Genomic DNA, 20,901 nt, shown 5'->3' on the forward strand with positions numbered 1-20,901 from the left:
GTTAATAATCACCATAATGATTCACCGCGCCCTCCCTGGTGCGGCATTTGATAATGTCATTGAAACTAAAGCGGCGACTTCCCATGCCAGTAACAATCAACTCCCAGATACTTACTGAATGCTTCTTGCAATACCTGAGCCGTCGCTGAATGGTTCATTGCCACATGGTGTTCGAAACCATTATTACAGATATGCGTAAGTAAGCTTTCCAGCTGTGGCACTTCCACTACCGCACGGCAACCCACGGTATCTAACTCGTCACTGACAGAACGGCCTTCACCGACATAAGCCCGAACCCGACCGGTAAAATCATCAGAAGAGAGGCGGAAATAGGTCAATGGCCCGGATTTCATGCGGCCATGGACAGCACCACAGGTATTCTCGCAACCTACAGTTGTTCCGATAATATCAGCGGTGCCCATGGTTGAGCTTTCCAGACTTTCACTGGCAAAGTTGCCACAGTGGAATAACACACATTTATCACGTTCTGCGCCAAAGTTATTATTCCAGTCAGCAATTGAGGCCGGCGCCAGTGAGCAACTCGCCAGTGCATACATCGATAGTGCCCCCATTACATCCACTTCACAGGCACTTGGCATCAGTTGCCCGGACATCACGCTCATAATGGAACAGACGTTGATACCCAAATTCTGTTGCAGCGAGGTCCAGCACTGCATGGCGGTGGTATCGATATCGTTGGCGATGATCCATTCACTGATAACCACAAACAGTTTCGCCATTTTGTGTAACTTATCTTGTGGGATGGCACTGGTGTCACCGTTGGCTTTTAACAGCGCCAGTTTTTCACCAACACGAATATCGTTATCACTGAGATTAGCGACGCGGAAGAACACTTCGGATAAATCGAGCGTTTCAACAGTAATGCCCAAATTCTCCAATAACTTCTCGCTGTAGCGCACAGTATTAAAGTTAGTTGGACGAGCACCAATAGCCCCGACACGCACCCGTTTCATGGCATGCACCACACGGCACAGTTGTACAAATTGTTCGACGTCGTGGCTAAATATTTCGCTGTTTAGACTACAAACATGCTGCTTGGTCAATGTGAATGGAATGCCATATTGGCGCAGATTGTTACATAACGAGATTTTGCCGCAGAAGCTGTCGCGACGCGTCGCTAGCCCCATTTTATCCAGCGCATCTTCTTCAGCCTGTACTAATACCGGTACTTTAAGGCCCGAAAGGCGAATAGCATCTGAGACACTTTTTTCATCACCAAAGTTGGGCAGAATCACCACTACACCATGGATCTCTTCGCTGTGCTTACGGAATAACTCGGCACACACGTTGGCATCACGCCAGTTTTCAACCCCCCCCAAGGGGGTTTGCTCTTCATTGAGCATAATGATGTTGATGCCCAGTCTATCAAACAGCGCCTGAGCATCACGGCGCGCGTCAGCCACCAGATAGCTTGGGAAAAACCCCCGGTTGCCGATAATCACCGCGAAAGTTAACTTACGAGGTATTGCTGACATATGCTTACTCCTAGTGTGGGTTATTTCGGCTGAAAACGCGCACGCGCGATGGCCGTTTGCCAGAGGCTATAGTTATCTTGCATCTCCGCACTTTGAGCGCGCGGTTCGATGTATTCCACTTCACGGGGAAGTGCGGCTAATTGCTGGTTATCCTGCCACCAGCCAAGGGTTTTCCCGCCTAAATATGCCGCCCCCAGTGCCGATACTTCGGCGGTATGGTTGCGTATCAACGTGCGCTGCAACAGGTCGGCTTGAAATTGCATCAACCAGCGGTTGCTGGTCGCTCCACCATCTACCCGCAGCCGTTCAAGACGATGGTTGCCAGCCCGCTCCATAGCAAAAAAGACGTCGGCTATTTGGTAGGCGACCGACTCTAACCCGGCGCGGACTAATACCGCAGGGGTGGTAGCATCGGTCAAGCCGCAGAACAGACCACGAGCCTGGCTATCCCAATAAGGCGCCCCTAATCCCGAGAGGGCTGGAACAAAATAGACGCCCTGATTACCTGACTGACTTTGCGCCATCTCGGTCAAGTGCGCTAAATCCGTGATACCTAGCATGCGTGAAACCCACGCCACCCCCGAACCGGTATGCGTGATATTGCCTTCGAGGGCGTAACGTAGTTCACCGTCATGCCAGGCAATGGTGGTACTCAGGCCATTGCTCTGTGTTACCGCCTGCTTCACGGTAGTCATCAGGGAAGAGCCGGTACCATAGGTCGCTTTGATTTCGCCCGCACGGTCACCGCCCTGCCCATAGAGTGCAGCGTGGGAGTCGCCGATTTGTGCCACAATCGGTATCCCCTGTGGCAAGCCAATAATACCGGGATTACCGGTATGTCCGTGGATAGCCGCCGAGGGTAATACCGCAGGCAGACAAAGACTGGGAATACCAAATAGCGCCAGCAGGTCAGGATCCCATTGGCCGGAATGAATATTAAACAGTTGGGTACGGGCTGCATTGGAGAAATCGGTCGAGAAACTTTGGCCGCCACTGAGCTGCCAGGTTAACCAACAGTCGATGGTTCCGACGCACAGTTCACCGTGAGCCGCACGTTCCACACCACGTGGGATTTCTGCCAGCATGCCGTGAACCTTGGCGGCCGGAAACAGCGGATCAATCGGCAATCCAGTGCGTTCGGCAATCATTGCCGCCTCCGGTAACTGGCTCAGCGTTTGACAGAAAAGCTCTGAGCGCCGACATTGCCAACTCACCACTGGCGTCAGTGGTGTGCCGGTCTCCCGCTCCCAAATCAGCACCGACTCACGCTGGTTACTGATGGCAACACCGGCCACCCGCGCACCTGCCAACTGGTTCAGACAGCCTTCGATTGCCAAAGAGACCGCCTGCCAGATAGCCAGCGGGTCCTGCTCTGCCCAACCAGGCCTTGGGTGATTCAACAGAAGAGGCACTGAAGCCTTCGCCAGAATCTGCCCGGCAGTGTCCACTGCAATGGCTTTGGCATTGGTGGTGCCTTCATCAATAGCCAGAATAATCGGCGTTGACATGATTACTCTCCTCGGCAAAACCGCAGAGCATGCGCTACAATGCCTGCCGCATCAAAACCATGATAGGCACGCATATCTGCCCTGTCGGCAGCAATCGCATAGCCGCCATCAGGAATACCTAATCTCACCAATGGGATCCCACTGCCCGCTTCGGCCAACACTTCAGCCACCAAACTGCCCACACCACCATTAATGTTGTGCTCTTCGATGGTAATCACCCGCTGACTCTTCTGGAGAATGGCTAACAGTTGCTGAGTATCACACGGACGAATAGAAGAAACGTTGACCACCGCAGCAGAAACGTTGTTATCCGCCAGTATCGCGGCAGCGCTTACAGCCTCATGCACTGTAGAACCCATCGCTACCAGAGCAATATCCTGACCATCCTGCAAGACATCAATCTGCCCCGGAACAAAGTGGTAGTGCTCATCATGGAGTTGTGGCAAGGATTTGCCGTCCAGACGAATATAGACCGGTCCCTGATGGGCGATAGCATAATCAATTATTTGACGGCACTCTTGTGGGTCAGAGGGAGCATAAATTTCGATATTGCCAAAACCACGTAAGATAGAAATATCATCGATACAGTGATGAGTACTGGCCAGCGGCCCGTAACTGGCGCCAGAATTGAGACCGAACAACTTAACATTGCTATTGTTGTAGCAAACATCGATTTTTAGCTGCTCATTGGAGCGTGAAATCAGGAATGGCGCGGCATTACAGGTTACTGCAACTTTCCCGCCCATGGATAAGCCCACGGCGGTGCCGACCATCGCTTGTTCGGCAATACCTACGTTAACCACACGATCAGGGAAGCGAGCAGTAAACGGCCCGATTTTCGCCGTCGAAGTGGAATCAGCCACCACCGGAACCAGATCAACACCGTTATCCACGGCTTTGATAAACTGCTCAACCATCACTGAGGCCAAATGTTCTGCATTACTCATCGCTCAATTCCTCCAGTGCCAGATCAATTTCAGCACCTTTCGGCACCCGGTGGTGCCACTCCACGCGCCCTTGAATAAAGGAGATACCGGCACCTTTTTCGGTGTTGGCAATCACCACATTGGGTTTACCCTTGGGTTGTAATGCCTCCAGTGTTTCCACCACCGATTGCATGTTATTACCCTGGCATTCCGTTACTTCTAAACCAAATGCACGCCATTTATCCGCCAACGGGTCGGTATTCATAATTGACTTGGTGGTGCCCGCCAGTTGGAGTTTGTTTTTATCGTTAATGATTATCAGATTGTCTAACTGATAGTGAGCAGCCACTAATGCCGCTTCCCAGTTACTGCCTTCGGCTAATTCACCGTCGCCGGTCAGAACAAACACTCGGCGTTTGCTGTTGGCGCGTTTTGCCGCTAATGCGATCCCGACTGCGACCGGCAAACCATGTCCTAGCGCGCCGGTATTTAATTCGATCCCCGGCGTTTTGTGTTTTACCGGATGGCCCGGCAGATGAGAGTTAGCGTGTTGATAAGTTGCCAACCATTCCTCTGGGAAATAACCCGCTTCCGCCAGACAACAGTAATAGCCGCCAACGGCATGGCCCTTAGATTGCACATAGATATCGCGCTCAGGATCAGTTAACCGGTCAGGTGCGCAATTAAGGATGCGGAAATAGAGTGCGGTCAGAATCTCTACCTGCGAAAGATCAGCACCGGTATGCCCCCCTGCGGGGCTGTTCGCATTAAGCAGGACGATCCGGCGGCGGATAGCCCGCGCCTTTCTCACCAGCTCATCGATTGACAGTGAATACGGATTCATGACATTACCTCTCTTATATTTTCCTTCGCCATTGAATTTTTACTCATTGGCGAATATTTATTCTTGATGGTGCTAAAAAATAGCTTTCATCAAGCCTGACCGGAAAGCCTCCTCCGGCGTTACCTCTTCAGTGTTCTGCGGCTTAGGGCACGGTGTTACCCCATCAGCCCATTAGCCGTTATGGGTTCTTTATGCCTGCTCGCTTTTGCCCACTTGCGCAACTACGTTGGCTTTTTGCGACACAATTGCTGCTTTATGCTGCATACGGTTTTGCATCTGGTCGATAATCACAGCCACAATAATTACGATACCTTTAATAACCATTTGCCAGAATTCACTGACCCCCATCATCACCAGCCCGTCAGCCAAAATACCGATAACAAATGCGCCGATCAGTGTGCCGAGGATGGTGCCACGGCCACCGGCCAGAGAAGTTCCCCCCAATACCACGGCCGCTATCGCATTCATCTCAAAGCCGCTGCCGTTCGCAGGGTGGCTGGCCACCAATTGAGCGGAAACAATGATCCCGGCAATTGCCGCACAGAAACCGGAAATGGTGTAAACCCAAACTTTGACCTGCCGGACTTTGACACCAGACAGTTCGGCTGCTCTCTCGTTATCACCGATAGCGTAGACATGGCGACCAAAAGGTAGGCGACGCGCTACATAGGCAATCACCAGAGCCAAAATGAACATGATCCAGATAGCGATCGGCAAACCCAGTAACGTGCCGGACCCGAGCAGATCAAAACCGGTGTTTCCAAGTTGTGGATTGCCCTGTAAGCCTGGGAAGGTTTCACCGCCAGAAATCAGCATCGCCGCACCACGAACCACATACATGGTGCCGAGGGTGCAGATAAACGGCGCGACGTTATAGCGGGTTATGATCCAACCATTGACCGCGCCAATCAGTGCTCCGATGACCAATACCACCGGGACCACCACCCAAACACTGGGGAAAATGGCAATACCAAACATCGGTAATACAATACCTTGGGTGATCATCCAGCCCGCAATCATGCCGCACAACCCCAAGGTTGCCCCGATAGAGAGGTCAATCCCTGCGGTGATAATGACAAACGTGATGCCCAGTGCGAGGAAGGCATTGATAGCGATATGCTTCACCATAATGATCAAGCTGCCTGTCGCCAGAAAGCCCGGTACCATCACGGAGAAGAAACCAAGAATCAAAAACAGGGCAATAAAGGTGCGCATCTTGAGCAGAAGCAGCAGCATATTTTCCCGTGACCACGACGCGCCACCGGGCCGGTGACTCGCCAACGCAGTGCCAGTTGTTGCTTTCATCATTCGAACCCTTGTGCACTTGCCGTAACCAATGCCGATTCACTGGCCGACTGACGGGATAAGTTCGCGGTCAGCTTGCCATTCGACATCACCAGTATGCGGTCAGATACCGCCATGATCTCTTTCAGATCAGAGGTTGAGAACAAAATACCAATCCCCTGCTCAGAGAGTTTCACCATCATTTCAAACACATCAGCTTTCGCACCGACATCAATGCCTCGCGTTGGCTCATCCAACAGCAAAATGTTTGGACTGGTCAGTAATGAGCGCCCTATCACCACCTTTTGCTGATTACCGCCACTGAGAGCCTGAATCTCTACTTCCGGTGAAGAGACTTTGATCGACAAATCCCCGATAACCGATGCCACCACTTGTGACTCACTCTCTTGCCAGATAGTGAAGCTGTGTTTTAACCGACGCCATAAGCTGGAAATGGTCAGGTTATTGGCCACCGATGACACAGGGAAAATACCGGTTTTTTTACGGTCTTCCGGTACCAGGCTCATTCCCAGACGAATGCGCTCTGCGGTTGAGGTCTTGGCATTAATCGACGTGCCATTGAGCCGGATAGTGCCAAGATAGCTCTGCTGCGTGCCCAGCAAACATTCAAACAATTCGGTACGACCGGCCCCCATCAACCCATAGATGCCGACAATTTCACCCGCCCGCACTTGCAATGAGACCTGATTCACTACCGTGTTGCCGGATTCATTGATTAACGTGACGTTATCAACCTCCATCATCGGCGCACCAAATGTACGGTCCGGGTGAAGAAAACTGGAAACCGGGTCACTGCCCAGCATTTCACGCACAATCCACGGTACATCAATATCTTTTACCGCAGCTTCAGCCTGAAAACGGCCATCACGCAAAATAGTGATGTAGTCACCAATCGCCATCAACTCTTCCAAACGATGTGAGATGTAGACGATGGAAACACCCTGTCGCGTCAGTTCGCGAATAACCCGAAACAGGATATCAACTTCGGTTTTACTCAACGCCGACGTCGGCTCATCCAGAATCAGAATATCCGCCTGTTCTGCCAGTGCTTTGGCGATTTCAATCAATTGCTGTTGGCCTACTTTCAGGTTTGATACCATTTCTTTCGGCGAAATAACCTGATCAAGACGCACCATTAACTGTTCAGCAATCAGCTCCTGCGCTGCCTGATTAATGGGTTTCAAGCCTTGCTGAATCTCACGCCCCAGAAAGATGTTTTCCGCAACATTGAGGTTTTCCGACAGGTTCAGCTCCTGATGAACCATGCCAATACCCAGCGCCGCAGCCTCACGAGTATTGGCAATACTCACCGCGTTACCATTCAGGTAGATTTGGCCGGATGTTTGTTGCTGTACCCCAGCCAAGATCTTCATTAAGGTAGATTTTCCGGCGCCATTTTCGCCGATAATCACATTCACTTTGCCGCGATAAACGTTATAACTGACGGCATCTAGCGCCAATGTGCCAGGAAAACGCATTGAAATGTCCTCAGCACGCATGACGATGTCAGGTCTGTGATCCATTAGTGGCTCTCCTTATTCAAACTGAGCGGCACACCATTGCTCAGACCGGTAGGGGTGAGTGTCACCGCTGCCAATACCTCGACTTGCTGCCCGACCCAACTGGCATCGGGTTTTGCCACATCCTGCAAAGCACGCTTGCTTAATGCTTTAGAGAGCTGGGCGTATTGCACCTGATTTTTAAAATCTTCGAAGCGGATAAACGTTGATGCATCACGAATGGCATTACCTTTGACGATTGGCCCCACTTGCAGCACTTGTTCATCACCGTCAATGGCCAAACGAATCAACCCTTCCCGCCCTTCTGTGTCTACCGCCACCACTTTGCCGTTAAAACGAACAAAACGACTTTGGCTATTTTTCCCTGCTGCTGGCTGACTTTGTTGCTGCTTTACCTGCTGCCAACTGAGCGCATTGCTATTGGCAAACGGCATAACTTTACTCACCCAAATGGTGGAGGCGACTTTGTCCGGTGGCTGGTTATAGTCACTGACCACCGCGTTAGGATCGACTGGCAGAATCGGTTTACCGTTTTCATCCAAATCAACCACGGTACAAGCCACCAGCACCGTACTGATAACCAACAAACCGCCTGCTTTCGATAAGGCACTGAACCACATACTGCCTCCTGTCAGGAGGGGCGATTACGCCCCTCATTCTTAAACCATGGTTTTAATAACCGGTGATTATAAGATGGGTGTTTCAGTCGCGATTATTGTTTCAGTGCAAAGACATTCAGATTCTTGGCATTGTTTTCATCAATCAATACGCAATCCATCAGTTGCTTTTCTTCCAACCCGGTTTTGCCGGTTTTCAGATATTTATCAGCCTGCACCACCGCCATCTGAGCTTGTGCCCAACCCGGCTGTAATACAGTGGCTTTGATATTGCCTTTGTTGATGATGGAGTCGCGAACATAGTCACTGCCGTCAAAGCCGACGACGATGACATCATTACGCCCCGCAGCTTTCAATGCCGCTTCTGCACCGAGTGCCATGGTGTCGTTGCCGGAAATCACCCCAGTGATATCTGGGTTAGCCTGCAAAATGGACTCCATACGGTTGAATGCTTCAGTCTGGCTCCAGTTTGCAGTCTGTTGGGCAACCATCTTCATGTCGCTATGTTCGTCGATCACGTCGTGATAACCCTGTGAACGAACATGAGCGTTGGTATCGGACTCACGGCCGAGCAATTCAACATATTTGCCTTTGCCCCCCATCAACGTAACGAATTTCTCAGCGCCGAGTTGCGCACCCTGATAATTGTTCGACACAATTTGCGATACTGCGATTCCGGTTTCATTGATTTCACGGTCAATCAGGAAAGTCGGAATACCGGCCGCTTTGGCTTTTTTCAATGGCCCGATAGTGGCATCTGATCCGGCGTTATCCAGAATGATCGCTTTAGCCTTACGAGCGATGGCAGTTTCCAGCAGTTGGTTTTGTTTGTTCACATCATCATCATGGGAAGCCACCAGTACGGTGTATCCCAGTTCCGTCGCTTTGGCTTTAGCACCTTCCGCCTCCGCTTTAAAGAACGGGTTATCGTGGGATGGGGTGATAATGGCGATCAGGCCGTTACTGGCGGCACCAGCAACACCCGCCATTGAGATCAATGCTGCGGTAAGACAGGATTTCAGTAGGGTATTTTTCATTATTTTTCTCCGCATTGAATATATATTCACTATTAAATTTATATTCAATGTAATAATACAAACGCCCCGCAGCTTGTCCAATGTGAGTGCAAGGAAAGTAGAAGCCGGTCACAAATTAGTCAAAAAGAGAGTTAAAAGATAAGTGAGAAATTACATATTAGGGAAAAGCAATTTAGCCCTTGGCACAGAACAAAAACGAGCATATGCTAAGGCATAGGCCAAGAAACAAGGAGTAAATGATGGATAGAGTTGCGAAGTTATTTAAAAATGGTAGAAATCAGGCAGTTAGGTTACCCGTTGAGTTCGAGTTTGATACTGATCAAGTCTATATTCGCCGTGACGAAAATGGAAATATAATCTTATCGAAGCAACCAGCTAAACCGGATGACTGGAGCCAACTGCTTCAGTTAATCAATAAAACACGCGTACCTGCTGATTTCTTGAGTATCAATGAACGTCAGCAAGGTACAGCAAACCGTGACCCATTCGACGGGATAAAGTAGCGCCATGTATATGCTTGATACCAATACAGTGAGCCATTTATTTCGACGTCATCCTAATGTTTTGCTCAGCATACAGCACGTGAAACCTTCTGATGTCTGTATTTCCAGTATTACAGAAGCTGAATTGCTCTACGGAGTAGCAAAACGTCAAAACAAAGCGCTAAAAACGATGGTAGCAGCCTTTCTGGACTCGGTAACCCTGCAAGCGTGGGATAGCGAAGCTGCAGAATGCTATGGCAAACTACGTGCAAAAATGGAAAAAAAGGGACATATCATGGGAGCTCTAGATCAATTAATTGCAGCCCATGCACTCAGCCTTGGAGCCATTTTGGTGACAAACGACAAAGCTTTTTCAATGGCTACAGCCCTCCTAATAGAAGACTGGACCAAAGAAAGCCAGTGTTAATATACTGAAAATAATATCTATATTAATAACAAGGCTATATTTTCTTAATACTCAGCGATATAACTCAATCACCGCAGGCGTCACCTGTAATTCGTGTTGCCAGTGGGTCAATGTCAGGGTCGTTAACTCAGCTAGCCCCTGATAAAACGGGTGTCTGGCATCAGATTGCAGCAAGGCGAGGTAACGATACCCCCACGGCAACAGGTGCTCTGCCAGTAAAACCGGTAAATCCGCTGGTTGATGTTCTGCCAGCCAGGCGGCCATCATCAGCAATAAGCCGAAATGATCCTCTGGCTCTTGCTGCTCCAGTGTCACCTCCACTTGCTGCTGCGCCATCCAATCACGCAGTTTGAGCGTCGAGTCGCCAAACAGGACATTTTCTTTATCCAGATAAACCGATCCCCACGGGGGAGCGGGCAGTGCATATGGGCCAATAAACAGCCGCTGCCAAGCCTCTTCCAGGGTTTCATCTGACTTGTCTTGCGCCAATAAAGCGGCAATGGGCATTAGTTGAGTTTCCAGGCCATAAGGCCACTGGGCTACCCACTCATCGCTGCTGAGTTGCGCCACAATATCACCGCACGCCGGACTGTCCGGTTCACAATAAAACAGCGCACCCAATACGTGGCCAGTCAGCGCAATTTGTTGATAAGTCATATTGTTTTCAACCATTTTGTTACCTCAGGAGCGCGATCAATTCGCCATCAAACGGGTGAAGCATTGCGAACAAAGCCACGTTGGACGTAAACCCAGCATGGGCTTTGCTCAGTCGCCATCAGGCTATATTTAACCTCCGATTGCCATTCCGACTGTCATATGCAACCCGTAAAACACGCCACGGCCAATTAGCTCACCCGCAAAGATAAGCAGCATAGCGAAGACCATGCCGAGCGTCGTCGGTGTGCGGCCTCTGATTAACGGACAAATCCAGCAACCCAGCCCCAGAACCAGTAGCACCAAACGCCATACCATCAGTGTGCCATAGTGGGGAATAAGCTCTGAAGCTTGCTGTACCGAGCTGTAAATCGTCGACAAACTGGCCGCCTGCATAATGACACTGGCAATACTGATAATCAGTGCCAATACACTGATCATCGGTAGTTGCAGCATCATTCGCCCATTAATCCCGGCCAGTTGTAACAACAAATAACCCAACATCGGGCCGCCAATCAAGGTGGTAAGAACAAAACCTAGCGGAGTATAGAGGTTGTCCCAAGTAGGAACAGTATCAATGGAATAGACTCGACACATGGCATAGACAAATACCACGCCCAGCACCATGGCGACCACTAGCCAGACTTTGCCGAGTACCGCTGGCATTTTACCCAATACGGCCAACAACCAGTAAAAACCTGCCACCGCAAAGAACAGTGAACCGGCGGCTATTTCATTACTGAGCGCCGACTCGCCAATGCGGCTTAATGAATTGAATGCTCGCATTGGCGAGCCTAAATGCAGTGTCGAGGCGATAAAAGCCAGTGCCATCAGCACCCACAGTACCAACATGCTGCGGTGAATTCGCTGTTGCTGCCCGTGACTCAAACCACCGAATATCAGCGCCAGCCCCAGCACTATAAAGCCGCCGACCACGCACTGCCCCAGTACCGTAAAGACCATTAGTGGCCATTCATGCAATCCCATGCCCATATTATACCTCCTTCGGATTTGCCAGATGACCGGTGGTATCTCTGACCGGACGGCTGTTGGCATTAGGTTTCACTACGATATTCGGCAGCGTGAAATGGGCTGCTGGCAATGGTGCGACTTCGGCCAAATCACCGTATTTCTCGCGTAATTCATCAATAGGGGCCATATCCAGTGCCCGCAGTGGGCAAGAATCGACACAAATCGGTTTCTTACCGGCAGCGACTCTTTCATAGCAGCCGTCACACTTGGTCATATGCCCTTTTGCTTCGTCATATTGCGGCGCACCGTATGGGCATGCCATATGGCAATAGCGGCAACCGATGCAAATGTCTTCGTTTACCACAACGAAACCATCATCACGCTTATGCATTGCGCCACTCGGACATACTTTGGTACAGGCGGGATCACTACAGTGATTACAGGCGATAGAGAGATAGTAAGCGAACACATTTTGGTGCCATGCGCCGTTATCTTGCTGCCAATCCCCACCGGCATATTCGTAGATACGCCGGAAGCTGACATCGGTAGACAAGTTTTTGAAATCCTTGCAAGCCAACTCGCAAGTTTTGCACCCAGTGCAACGGCTGGAGTCGATGTAAAAACCATATTGCGTTGTCATCAGTCAGCTCCTTATGCCTTGGTAACTTGAACGAGGTTGGTATGGGATGGATTCCCTTTCGCCAACGGAGAAGGTCGCTGAGTGGTCAATACGTTAATACTGCCCGCGCGATCAATGCGTTTCTCATCTGGGCTATACCATGCCCCCTCACCCAGTGCCACAACCCCCGGCATCATGCGCGGCGTGACTTTGGCGTTAATCTGAACTTCGCCTCGGCCATTGAAAATACGCACCATATCGCCATTTTTGATCTCACGCTCGCGGGCATCCATTGGGTTAATCCACATCTCCTGACGGCAGGACGCTTTTAAAACATCGACGTTGCCGTAGGTGGAGTGGGTTCTGGCTTTGTAGTGGAAACCCGTTAACTGTAATGGATACTGCTGATTGAGCGGGTCATCGTAGCTTTCAAAACCTGCGGCATAGACCGGCAGCGGATCGATAACATCGTCTTGTTGCAGTTCCCACGTGGCGGCAATTTGTGCCAGTTCGGCAGAGTAAATCTCAATTTTTCCCGATGGTGTGGTTAACGGATTGGCAATAGGGTCTGCGCGGAACGCTTTATAGGCAACATGATGCCCCGCCGGATCGCGTTTTTTAAAGATACCCTGTTCGCGGAACGCCTCAAAAGAAGGCAGTTCAGGAATGGCCTGTTGCGATTGTTGGTAGAGATGACGCAACCACTCTTCTTGCGTGCGCCCTTCGGTAAATTGCTGCTCCACCCCCATGCGTTTTGCCAGTTCAGTGGTCATTTCATAGATATTTTTGCATTCAAAACGCGGTTTGATGACTTGATCGGCAAAAATCACATACGCCATATTGCCGCTGGAAGCGTCAAGGCAGAAGTCCATCTGCTCAGAGGCGGTACAGTCAGGCAGGATGATATCGGCGTATTTGGCTGACGAAGTCATGTGATTATCGATAACCACCACCATTTCACATTTTTTATCATCTTGCAGAATGTCGTGGGTACGGTTGATTTCTGAATGCTGATTAATCAAACAGTTACTGGCGTAATTCCAGATAAACTTGATCGGTACATCCAGCTTATCTTTACCGCGCACACCATCACGGGTAGCGGTCATTTCTGGCCCGCGCTCAATCGCGTCAGTCCACAGGAACATCGAGATACTGGTTTTAACTGGGTTTTCCAGTGTTGGCATGCGGACAAACGGCAAACCGTAAGAGCCTTCGCGGGCACCTGAATTACCGCCATTAATGCCAACGTTCCCCGTCAGGATAGCCAACATGGCAATGGCCCGACTGGTATTTTCGCCGTTGGAATGGCGCTGCGGCCCCCACCCTTGCGCAATATAAGCCGGTTTCACCGACCCTATTTCACGCCCCAGTTTAATGATTCTTGCGGCTGGAACACCGGTGATGGCTTGCGCCCATTGTGGTGTTTTGGCGGTTTCATCTGCACCCTGCCCTAAAATATAGGCTTTGTAGTGGCTATTTTTTGGCGCATCTGCCGGCAAGGTTTTCTCATCATAACCGACACAATATTTATCGAGGAACGGCTGATCGACCAGATTCTCGCTAATCATCACATAGGCCAAGGCCGATGCCAGTGCCGCATCGGTACCGGGCCGCAGCGGGATCCATTCATCTTCCCGACCTGCTGCGGTATCGGTATAGCGTGGATCAATCACTATCATCTTGGCATCGGATTTCTCCCGCGCTTGCTCCAGATAGTAGGTGACCCCACCACCACTCATGCGCGTTTCAGCCGGATTGTTACCAAACAGCACCACCAGCTTGCTGTTTTCGATATCGGACGGGCTGTTACCATCAGCCCAGCCACCATAAGTGTAATTCAGGCCAGCAGCGATTTGCGCAGTACTGTAGTCACCATAATGATTAAGGTAGCCACCACAGCAATTCATCAGCCGCGCCAATAGCGTCGATCCCGGTGGCCATGAGCGGGTCATGGTGCCACCTAAAGTGCCGGTGCCGTAATTCAGATAGATAGCTTCGTTACCATATTCCTTAATGATACTTTGCATGCTGCCCGCAAGGGTGTCGAATGCCTCTTCCCATGAGATGCGCTTGAATTTGCCTTCCCCACGCGCGCCAATACGCTTCATTGGGTATTTCAGACGGTCAGGGTTGTATACCCGGCGGCGCATGGAGCGGCCACGCAAACAGGCACGCACCTGATGCAAGCCATCAAAATCATCATTGCCAGTGTTGTCGGTTTCGACATATTTGATTTCGCCATCAACGACATGCATACGTAGCGGGCAGCGGCTACCGCAGTTGACAGTACAAGCACTCCAGATCACTTTGTCATCATTGAGCGGATTTATTGCCGATTGCACCGCACGGGCGGCGCGGGAGAACGGGAGCGAAAAGGCCCCGGTTGCCATGGCAAGACTGCCGATAAGCGTCGTTTGGACCAGTTTTCGGCGCGTGACTTCTGCCGTTAATAGCCGGGATTCGTTGGTCTCTTTCATAAGATTCCCACTTGGTTGCATTCCAGAAAATGGACAACATCTGTGATAGATGAAATCCGATTAATTCAAAAAAATGAGTAATTCTGCGGGAGAGGTTGTGTCATGAATGAGAGCGCAGTGGCCCAGCTACAGCAGTTATTATAGTTAGGATGATAAACAGTTCTCCCCGCAGTTATGAGCCTACCTCTTATGGGGAGTGCGGGTGTTGTCTGGTATCAATAAAGCAGTGGGGATTGCCTTCTCCTCACTGCTTTATGATGAATCTGTGACAAATAACCGTTCGGTTTAACAAGCCTGATGATACAGCGCCATAATTTCATCAATCGACGCTTCACGCGGGTTCCCGCCGGTACATACATCCGCGAAGGCTGCTGCTGCCAGCGCGGGAATATCATCAGCCAGCAAACCCACCGCACTCAGGGATGACGGAATGCCAATATCACGGTTCAATTCAATTACTGCCTGAATGGTTTGCTCACGAACCTGTGCCAATGACCCACTCAGGGCATTGTCGAGGCCCATCGCCATCGCGATTTGACGCAAGCGTTCACCGGTATAAGCGGCGTTATAACGCATGATATAAGGCAGTAAAATGGCGTTGGCGACACCGTGTGGCATGTTGTAAAACGCCCCCAGAGGGTGTGCCATACCATGAACCAACCCCAGCCCTACGTTTGAGAACCCCATTCCAGCGATATACTGCCCAAGAGCCATATCTTCGGTGGCGGCGGCATCACCTTGCACGGAAGCCCGCAATGAACGACTGATGACTTCAATGGCTTTAAGATGCAAAGCATCCGTCAGTTCCCAAGCCCCTTTAGTCAGATAACCTTCGATGGCGTGGGTCAACGCATCAACTCCGGTCGCGGCTTTCAGGGCCGCTGGCATACTGTCCATCATGTCAGCATCAATAAATGCCACTGCCGGAATAGCATGAGGATCGACGCAAACAAATTTGCGCCGCCGCTCTTCATCAGTAATTACATAGTTAATGGTCACTTCTGCCGCAGTACCGGCGGTGGTTGGAATGGCCAGAATAGGTACACAAACGTTGCGGGTGTCAGCCACCCCTTCCAAACTGCGCACATCAGCAAACTCAGGATTATTGATAATAATGCCGATGGCCTTGCTGGTATCTTGTGGCGAACCGCCGCCCAGCGCGATGAGATAATCCGCCTCGCTTTGGCGAAAAACAGCCACACCTTGTTGTACGATGGCGATTGTCGGGTTGGGCGTTACCGCATCAAAGACAGCAAAATCCAGACCGGCCTGTTGCAAGCGGCTGATTAGGCAAGCCGCAACACCGCACTCCATCAGTATTTTGTCGGTGACCACTAACGCCTTTTTATATCCCCGCAGTGTCACTTCATCGGTGAGCGCATCCAGTGAACCGCGCCCAAACCACGCCATTTCGTTTAAAATCATTCTGTTCATGACTGATTCCTCTCGGTATTTTAACCCGCACGCTAATCTTCAACCCGTAAACCGTAGGTTTTGAATTTCTCCAGTACCACGCTGATCTCTTCTTTGGATAACACCGGCACCTCATCGACAATCGGCAAGATAGCCAGCAGCAGTGTTGCCAACACCTCAACTTCATGAGCAAGCCACAACGCTTTGGCCAAATTCTCCTCACAAGCAATCAGGCCATGGTGCTGCAACAGCGTGGCCTTGCGGTGCCTCATCGCCACGGCGACATGTTCAGACAGCGCTTTGGTACCAAAAGTGGCGTAGGGCGCACAGGGGATATCATCGCCACCGGCAGCGGCAATCATGTAATGAATCGCCGAGATCGGGCGGTTAAGAATCGATACTGCGGTGCAATGGACTGAGTGGTTGTGTACCACCGCATTGGCGTCTGCCCGAGTATGATAAACCGCCTGATGAAAACGCCACTCACTGGAAGGGACTTTGCCAGGCTCATGGTGGCCGCTGGCATCGATATAAACAATATGCGACTCCGTCAGTTTGTCGTAGGCAATACCGGAGGGCGTAATCAAAAATCCATCCTGGTAACGCACACTAACATTGCCAGCAGTCCCTTGATTCAACCCTAAACGGGTCATTTCCAGGCAAGTATTGATAATATCGCGCGCCAGTGCTTCTCTCTTCATTTGTTCCTCTCTTAAGATGCAAATACCTAAATATAAAAATGCATTGAATAATGGATGTAGGCGAATAAGCGTTAACAACTGTGGATATATCTTTCGCTCATTTAATTCAACTGAAAAATAAAGCACACCAAAATGTGAGCCATGTCATGACTATTCATGACTTCATCGTAATTTAGATCTTATTTATTTTCATTAAATGTCCGTTTGAAAAAACAATATGGGCAAACGGTCAAGTGACGCTGAATGATTAAATGCCGGGATATTTCTCGACAACTGACCGTTTGTGACAGAAATAGAAAAATCGGTCATTACCTATGTGTGTTTGAAACACAATTCATTTCAAACGGTCATGAAATGTTTTTATTTAAAGTGACTATCATCACAAAATATCAGCATTGAGTTACCAATGTGATTCAGCTCATACTTTTTAGCGATTTTTACCTTATAAAGAACGGGACTTATCGCAATGAGGATATTTAAATTTGTCACTCAGGCAGTTGTGGCTCGCCAGAGAAAGTATCACTCATTAAACAAAAATAATTCCGTCGAACATTACAAACTTTCGGACTAGTGAAGTATCTGACGAGGGCATCATGGGAAATATTTTAATACAAACAGATAGCACTAAAATTTCCGCCTCGGTAAGTGACGAGGCAGAAAATAAAAAAAGGTATCTGATTCCTTTCGCATTACTGTGTTCACTGTTCTTCCTTTGGGCAGTAGCAAACAACCTAAATGATATTTTATTACCTCAATTTCAACAGGCTTTCACCCTGACCAACTTTCAAGCAGGGCTGATTCAATCCTCCTTCTATTTTGGCTACTTCTTAATCCCAATACCTGCCGGGATATTGATGAAAAGGTTTAGCTATAAGGCGGGGATTATTACTGGATTACTGTTCTATGCCTTCGGGGCGGCATTGTTCTGGCCTGCGGCCGAAACGATGAATTACACCTTGTTTTTAATCGGATTATTTATTATCGCTGCCGGTTTAGGTTGCCTTGAAACGGCTGCCAATCCTTTTGTCACTGTATTGGGGCCAGAAAAAACCGGTCACTTCCGTATTAACTTGGCACAGACCTTTAACTCTTTCGGGGCCATTATTGCGGTAGTGTTCGGCCAAAGTTTAATACTCTCCAATGTGCCCCACCAAACACAGGAAGTGCTGGATAAATTGTCTGCTGAGGATTTGAATAGCTATCATCATAGTTTAGTAAAAGCTGTTCAATTACCCTATCTGATTATTGTTGCGGTCGTTATTTTTGTTGCGCTATTAATTTTAATCACTCGTTTCCCGGCAATAAAAAGTGAATCGGATGATTCGCATAACGGTTCTTTCTTTGCATCACTACCACGGTTATTAAAGATAACACATTGGCGCTGGGCGGTATTAGCACAGTTCTGTTATGTCGGCGCACAAACCGCATGTTGGAGCTATTTAATTCGTTATGCCATTGAAGAGTTACCGAATATCACACCGGGATATGCGGCTAATTATTTAACGGCCACTATGGTATGTTTCTTTATCGGTCGATTCAGTGGCACCTGGTTAATTACTCGTTTCGCACCAGAGAAAGTTTTAGCGGCTTATGCATTTATCTCTATGTTGTTATGTATTATCTCTGCGGCCTTCGGCGGACACATTGGATTATTAGCACTTACCCTGTGCAGTATGTTTATGTCAATCCAATACCCAACCATATTCTCATTAGGCATTAAGAATCTAAATCAAGACACTAAATATGGCGCATCTATTATTGTTATGACCATTGTCGGTGGTGGTATCGTCACCCCGATCATGGGATTAGTTAGCGATGCGGCAGGGAATATACCTACGGCTGAAATTATTCCTGCTTTATGTTTTGCCATTATATTTATTTTCGCCAAGTACAAAACAGTTCCTGTTAATTAATAATACGGGTAACGGACAAATTAACATTAAATTTTTGCTACTGAACACAAGGACTAATAATGAAAAAGACAATTCAATTACCTAAAATTGGCATTCGCCCAGTCATTGATGGACGCAGAATGGGTGTGCGTGAATCGTTGGAAGAGCAAACCATGAAAATGGCCCGTGCCACCGCAGAGTTTCTGCAAGAGGTGGTACACCATCCTTGCGGCACGCCCGTTGAATGTGTCATTGCTGATACCTGCATTGCCGGAATGGCAGAATCCGCCGCCTGTGACGATAAATTCAGCGCACAGAATATTGGCCTAACCATCACGGTGACACCTTGTTGGTGCTACGGCAGCGAAACCATTGATATGGACCCGTTCCGCCCGAAAGCTATTTGGGGCTTTAATGGTACCGAACGCCCTGGCGCGGTCTATCTGGCAGCAGCACTGGCGGCGCACAATCAAAAAGGATTGCCAGCCTTCTCCATTTACGGCCATGACGTGCAGGATGCTAATGACACCCGCATCCCTGCCGATGTGCAGGAAAAACTGCTGCGCTTTACTCGCGCAGGTTTAGCCGTTGCCAGCTTAAAGGGCAAAAGTTACCTCTCTCTCGGTGGGGTATCCATGGGGATTGCCGGCTCCATTGTTGACCATAACTTCTTTGAATCCTGGTTAGGAATGAAAGTGCAAGCGGTCGATATGACAGAGTTGCGCCGCCGCATTGATCAAAAAATCTATGACGAGCAAGAGCTAGAACTGGCGTTGTCATGGGCAGATAAAAACTTCAAATACGGACCGGATAAAAACGCAGAACAATACCGCCGTTCACCGGAAAGCAGCCGCGCGGTACTGCGTGAAAGCCTGCAAATGGCGTTATGTATCCGCGACATGATGCAAGGTAATCCAACACTGGCAACGAAAGGTTTTGGTGAAGAAGCCTTAGGCTATAACGCTATTGCTGCCGGTTTCCAGGGTCAGCGCCACTGGACCGATCAATATCCAAATGGCGATACCGCTGAAGCCTTGCTGAATAGTTCGTTCGACTGGAACGGCGTGCGCGAACCGATGGTTGTCGCCACCGAAAACGACAGTTTGAACGGCGTGGCGATGCTATTTGGCCATACCCTGACCGGCACCGCGCAGATCTTTGCGGATGTCCGTACCTACTGGTCACCGGAAGCGGTACAGCGGGTTACCGGCCACCAACTGGAGGGGGTTGCCGAACACGGCATTATCCATCTGATTAACTCCGGCTCTGCCGCGTTGGACGGCACTTGCCGCCAAAACGATGCGCAAGGTAAACCGACCATCAAACCGCACTGGCAAGTGAGCCAGCAAGAAGCCGATGCTTGTCTGGCGGCAACCGAATGGTGCCCTGCTATCCATGAATACTTCCGTGGCGGTGGCTTCTCTTCGCGTTTCCTGACCCGTGGTGGGGTGCCATTCACCATGAGCCGTATCAATCTGATTAAAGGCGTCGGGCCGGTCTTGCAAATTGCCGAGGGCTGGAGTGTCGAATTACCGAAATCCGTTCACGACACCCTGGACAAGCGAACCGATTCAAGTTGGCCAACCACCTGGTTTGCTCCACGCCTGACCGGCAAAGGGCCATTCAGCGATGTTTATTCGGTAATGGCGAACTGGGGAGCTAACCATGGCGTGCTGACCATCGGCCATGTCGGGGCGGACCTGATTACACTCGCCTCGATGTTACGCATCCCGGTATGCATGCATAACGTCGAAGAAGAGAGTGTTTACCGGCCAACTGCGTGGGGCGCGCACGGTATGGATATCGAAGGGCAGGATTACCGTGCCTGCCAAAATTACGGCCCACTATACAAAAGATAATGTGATGTTTGAGCAGGGTCTCAGGTGTGGAGCACTCCTTACCTGAGTCATAAAACAACCCTTGCTGTCAGCAAGGTGAACGAAGGGTTTATCGTGCCCCGAGGATTTAGCGGCTCATGTCGTTACCGCCTCGACGCCCCATATTCCCTTCG

At 49.8% G+C, this 20,901-nt stretch carries 18 protein-coding genes; 4 read left to right on the plus strand and 14 right to left on the minus strand.

The window, feature by feature from the left end:
- Positions 1-65: 65 nt before the first annotated feature.
- The 8 genes from A6J66_012070 to A6J66_012105 all read right to left on the minus strand — a co-directional run bounded on the left by A6J66_012070 (position 66) and on the right by A6J66_012105 (position 9,286).
- Complete coding sequence (locus A6J66_012070; protein PNM24853.1) at positions 66-1,496, minus strand: fucose isomerase; 1,431 nt, start codon at positions 1,494-1,496, stop codon at positions 66-68.
- Between the two features lie 20 nt (positions 1,497-1,516).
- A complete protein-coding gene (locus tag A6J66_012075; protein PNM24854.1) occupies positions 1,517-3,004 on the minus strand; it encodes a glycerol kinase in 1,488 nt (495 codons plus the stop codon).
- Positions 3,005-3,006: 2 nt separating this feature from the next.
- Complete coding sequence (locus A6J66_012080) at positions 3,007-3,951, minus strand: transketolase (GenBank protein PNM24855.1); 945 nt, start codon at positions 3,949-3,951, stop codon at positions 3,007-3,009.
- Complete coding sequence (locus A6J66_012085; protein ID PNM24856.1) at positions 3,944-4,774, minus strand: transketolase; 831 nt, start codon at positions 4,772-4,774, stop codon at positions 3,944-3,946. Before A6J66_012085 ends, A6J66_012080 begins: the two co-directional genes overlap by 8 nt.
- A gap of 189 nt (positions 4,775-4,963) precedes the next feature.
- Complete coding sequence (locus tag A6J66_012090; GenBank protein ID PNM24857.1) at positions 4,964-6,082, minus strand: ABC transporter permease; 1,119 nt, start codon at positions 6,080-6,082, stop codon at positions 4,964-4,966.
- The gene (locus tag A6J66_012095; GenBank protein PNM24858.1) at positions 6,079-7,602 is read right to left on the minus strand and encodes a sugar ABC transporter ATP-binding protein; all 1,524 of its coding nucleotides are present in this window, start codon (positions 7,600-7,602) and stop codon (positions 6,079-6,081) included. Before A6J66_012095 ends, A6J66_012090 begins: the two co-directional genes overlap by 4 nt.
- Complete coding sequence (locus tag A6J66_012100; protein PNM24859.1) at positions 7,602-8,219, minus strand: DUF2291 domain-containing protein; 618 nt, start codon at positions 8,217-8,219, stop codon at positions 7,602-7,604. The genes A6J66_012095 and A6J66_012100 overlap by 1 nt, the downstream gene beginning before the upstream one ends.
- A gap of 92 nt (positions 8,220-8,311) precedes the next feature.
- On the minus strand, positions 8,312-9,286 hold the full coding sequence (locus A6J66_012105; protein ID PNM26988.1) for a D-ribose ABC transporter substrate-binding protein: 975 nt from the start codon (positions 9,284-9,286) through the stop codon (positions 8,312-8,314).
- 206 nt (positions 9,287-9,492) lie between these two features.
- Here A6J66_012105 and A6J66_012110 point away from each other — a divergent pair, with 206 nt between their 5' ends.
- Both A6J66_012110 and A6J66_012115 read left to right on the plus strand, forming a co-directional pair.
- Positions 9,493-9,756, plus strand: a complete 264-nt coding sequence (locus A6J66_012110; GenBank protein ID PNM24860.1) for an AbrB/MazE/SpoVT family DNA-binding domain-containing protein — start codon at positions 9,493-9,495, stop codon at positions 9,754-9,756.
- A 4-nt stretch (positions 9,757-9,760) separates the two neighbouring features.
- Entirely contained in the window at positions 9,761-10,162 is a 402-nt protein-coding gene (locus tag A6J66_012115) for a PIN domain-containing protein (protein ID PNM24861.1), read from the plus strand.
- A gap of 51 nt (positions 10,163-10,213) precedes the next feature.
- Here the strand turns inward: A6J66_012115 and A6J66_012120 are convergent, their stop codons facing one another.
- The 6 genes from A6J66_012120 to A6J66_012145 all read right to left on the minus strand — a co-directional run bounded on the left by A6J66_012120 (position 10,214) and on the right by A6J66_012145 (position 16,998).
- On the minus strand, positions 10,214-10,819 hold the full coding sequence (locus A6J66_012120) for a Tat proofreading chaperone DmsD (GenBank protein ID PNM26989.1): 606 nt from the start codon (positions 10,817-10,819) through the stop codon (positions 10,214-10,216).
- A gap of 129 nt (positions 10,820-10,948) precedes the next feature.
- Positions 10,949-11,809, minus strand: a complete 861-nt coding sequence (locus A6J66_012125) for a dimethylsulfoxide reductase (protein PNM24862.1) — start codon at positions 11,807-11,809, stop codon at positions 10,949-10,951.
- Position 11,810: 1 nt separating this feature from the next.
- Positions 11,811-12,428 carry a dimethylsulfoxide reductase, chain B gene (gene dmsB / locus A6J66_012130; protein ID PNM24863.1) on the minus strand — a complete coding sequence of 206 codons (618 nt, stop codon included), beginning with the start codon at positions 12,426-12,428 and terminating at the stop codon, positions 11,811-11,813.
- 11 nt (positions 12,429-12,439) lie between these two features.
- Entirely contained in the window at positions 12,440-14,884 is a 2,445-nt protein-coding gene (locus A6J66_012135; GenBank protein PNM24864.1) for a dimethylsulfoxide reductase subunit A, read from the minus strand.
- 285 nt (positions 14,885-15,169) lie between these two features.
- Entirely contained in the window at positions 15,170-16,318 is a 1,149-nt protein-coding gene (locus A6J66_012140) for a lactaldehyde reductase (GenBank protein PNM24865.1), read from the minus strand.
- Positions 16,319-16,350: 32 nt separating this feature from the next.
- The gene (locus A6J66_012145) at positions 16,351-16,998 is read right to left on the minus strand and encodes an L-fuculose-phosphate aldolase (GenBank protein PNM24866.1); all 648 of its coding nucleotides are present in this window, start codon (positions 16,996-16,998) and stop codon (positions 16,351-16,353) included.
- Between the two features lie 593 nt (positions 16,999-17,591).
- Here A6J66_012145 and fucP point away from each other — a divergent pair.
- Both fucP and fucI read left to right on the plus strand, forming a co-directional pair.
- Positions 17,592-18,911 (plus strand): L-fucose:H+ symporter permease, encoded by a 1,320-nt coding sequence (gene fucP, locus A6J66_012150; GenBank protein ID PNM24867.1) that lies wholly within the window; start codon positions 17,592-17,594, stop codon positions 18,909-18,911.
- A 59-nt stretch (positions 18,912-18,970) separates the two neighbouring features.
- Complete coding sequence (fucI, locus tag A6J66_012155) at positions 18,971-20,749, plus strand: L-fucose isomerase (GenBank protein PNM24868.1); 1,779 nt, start codon at positions 18,971-18,973, stop codon at positions 20,747-20,749.
- Positions 20,750-20,901: the final 152 nt, after the last annotated feature.

The organism is Yersinia enterocolitica, from assembly GCA_002082245.2.
Taxonomy (GTDB): domain Bacteria; phylum Pseudomonadota; class Gammaproteobacteria; order Enterobacterales; family Enterobacteriaceae; genus Yersinia; species Yersinia enterocolitica_E.